At 31.9% G+C, this 2,032-nt stretch carries 3 protein-coding genes; 2 read left to right on the top strand and 1 reads right to left on the bottom strand.

Annotated elements, in window-relative coordinates; genetic code table 11:
• Positions 1-109: 109 nt before the first annotated feature.
• Together ABWO04_RS11425 and ABWO04_RS11420 are read left to right on the top strand one after the other, a co-directional pair.
• Complete coding sequence (locus ABWO04_RS11425; RefSeq protein WP_353079814.1) at positions 110-571, top strand: low molecular weight protein-tyrosine-phosphatase; 462 nt, start codon at positions 110-112, stop codon at positions 569-571.
• A gap of 39 nt (positions 572-610) precedes the next feature.
• Positions 611-1,348: an SAM-dependent methyltransferase gene (locus tag ABWO04_RS11420; RefSeq protein WP_353079813.1), complete on the top strand. Its 738-nt coding sequence runs from the start codon at positions 611-613 to the stop codon at positions 1,346-1,348.
• Here ABWO04_RS11420 and ABWO04_RS11415 read toward each other — a convergent pair.
• On the bottom strand, positions 1,345-1,983 hold the full coding sequence (locus tag ABWO04_RS11415; protein WP_353079812.1) for a peptidoglycan-binding protein LysM: 639 nt from the start codon (positions 1,981-1,983) through the stop codon (positions 1,345-1,347). The genes ABWO04_RS11420 and ABWO04_RS11415 overlap by 4 nt on opposite strands.
• Positions 1,984-2,032: the final 49 nt, after the last annotated feature.

The raw sequence follows: 2,032 nt of genomic DNA, 5'->3' as shown, positions 1-2,032 counted from the left end.
GACCATGCAACCGTATTACATGCTGTAAAAACAGTTGACAATTTAGTGGCTACCGACAAACAATTTAAAAAGTTTGTGGAAGACATTAACAAAAAGCTGAGTATTTAAAATGCCTACCAAGGTTTTAATGGTTTGTTTGGGTAATATTTGCCGCTCGCCATTAGCAGAAGGTGTTTTACAATCAAAACTTCCTAAAAACAAATGTATTGTAGATAGTACTGGAACAGCAAACTATCATGTTGGAACGGCGCCAGACAAACGTTCTATTGTAACTGCTAAGAAATTTGGTATTGACATTAGCCAACAAAAATGCAGGCAACTGTCAAAATCTGATTTTGAAACTTTCGATTTTATTTATGTAATGGACACTTCTAATTACAAAAATGTAATCGCCATAGCGCCCAATGAGGCTTCCAAACAAAAAGTTAAATTAATTTTGAATGAAGTAGATTCAACAAGTAATTTGGAAGTTCCAGATCCCTATTATGGTGAAATGGAAGATTTTGAACATGTTTTTCATCTGTTAGATGAAGCATGTACTATAATCGCAAGCAAAATTCATTCAAAATAAACACATTAAGTTATTTTCTCTTTATTAAAAAAATAAAAGATGAGCACAAATACAAAATTTGGTAAATTATATTTGATTCCATGTACCTTATCAAATCCTGGTGAAGTTACTGTAAATCCAAATGATGTTTTACCAGAAACTATCAAAAGATGTGTGACACTTTTGGATCATTACATTGTAGAAAATGAAAAAACGGCCAGAAAATGTATTAAAGCAATATGCCCAGAAAAATCGCAGCCAAGTTTAAAATTATGGTCGTTAAATAAACATACTGAGATTTCTGAACACTACGAAATGATTCAGCCCTTATTAAACGGAATCGATATGGGCGTAATGAGTGAAGCCGGATGTCCTGGAATAGCAGATCCAGGGGCTGTAATTATAAAATTAGCTCACGAAAAAGGAATTCAAGTAGTGCCATTAGTTGGACCTAGCTCAATTCTATTGGCATTAATGGCAAGTGGAATGAACGGTCAAAGTTTTGCTTTTACTGGTTATTTACCTATTGATAAAAGTGAAAAGAAAAGTGCTTTGAGAAATTTAGAAAAATGGTCTCAAGAAAAAAATCAAGCACAACTTTTTATGGAAACGCCGTATAGAAATAATAAATTTTTAGAAGATATTCTAAATACACTTCATCCTCAAACCAATTTGTGTATTGCTTGCGATATTACGTTACCTACAGAATTTATTAAAACAAAAACCGTAAACGACTGGAAAAAACAAAAGGCCGATTTACATAATCGACCTTGTATATTTATTATTCAAAAAAATTAGTTTGTTACTTTAGCAAACCTATTGGATATAACATTTGAAGTATCATAACCGTTAAATCGTTTAATATAAGATTTTAAAGAAGTTCCAAAACCGTCTCTAAAACCATTTTTTCCGTTGCTTCTAAGGTATGCTTTTACTGAACTTGCACCCGCTAAATGCGCTGCTGCTAATAATCCCGATTCTGTAATTTTGATTCCGTTAATTATTCTACCTGAATAATTTTTAATTTCTTTTCTTAACTCCCATTTATTTATACACAGTAACGCATAAAAAGCGTTTTCTTGTAAGTTTGGGTTATTAAGAAAGTTTTTGAAGTCATAAACACCAATGTGTCGTAATGTGCTTCTTCCGAATTGGTATTTCCCCATATAACCATAAGGATTAACCAGAGTGTAAATGCCTGCAGATTCTTTGACTCCTAAGGCTTGTGTGAAACCGATATAAGTATTTCCAGTATAAGGTATAGAAAAATTCAACTTAACCGATTCGTCTTTTGAAGGAACTCGATATTCAAAAACTTCTGAATCATCGATATGAAATCCGGTTACAGATTCCTCTTTAAATGCTTTAAAACCAGAACTAATAATGGCAATAAATGCAATGGTAACTCCAAAATAAAAAATGTCTTTTCTCATGTAAATTTATTTCTCAAAAGGGTAAAAAAATTCATTTTTTACATTGTGT

Source organism: Flavobacterium sp. (genome assembly GCF_040382755.1).
GTDB lineage: Bacteria > Bacteroidota > Bacteroidia > Flavobacteriales > Flavobacteriaceae > Flavobacterium.
The sequence above is the reverse complement of the archived record's forward strand: the minus strand, read 5'-3'. Positions and strand labels throughout refer to the sequence as shown.

Bases quoted from the DNA above. Each gene is read 5' to 3' on its own strand.
- ABWO04_RS11425 (WP_353079814.1), top strand. From the start codon at position 110: ATGCCTACCAAGGTTTTAATGGTTTGTTTGGGTAATATTTGCCGCTCG.
- ABWO04_RS11420 (WP_353079813.1), top strand. From the start codon at position 611: ATGAGCACAAATACAAAATTTGGTAAATTATATTTGATTCCATGTACC.
- ABWO04_RS11415 (WP_353079812.1), bottom strand. From the start codon at position 1,983: ATGAGAAAAGACATTTTTTATTTTGGAGTTACCATTGCATTTATTGCC.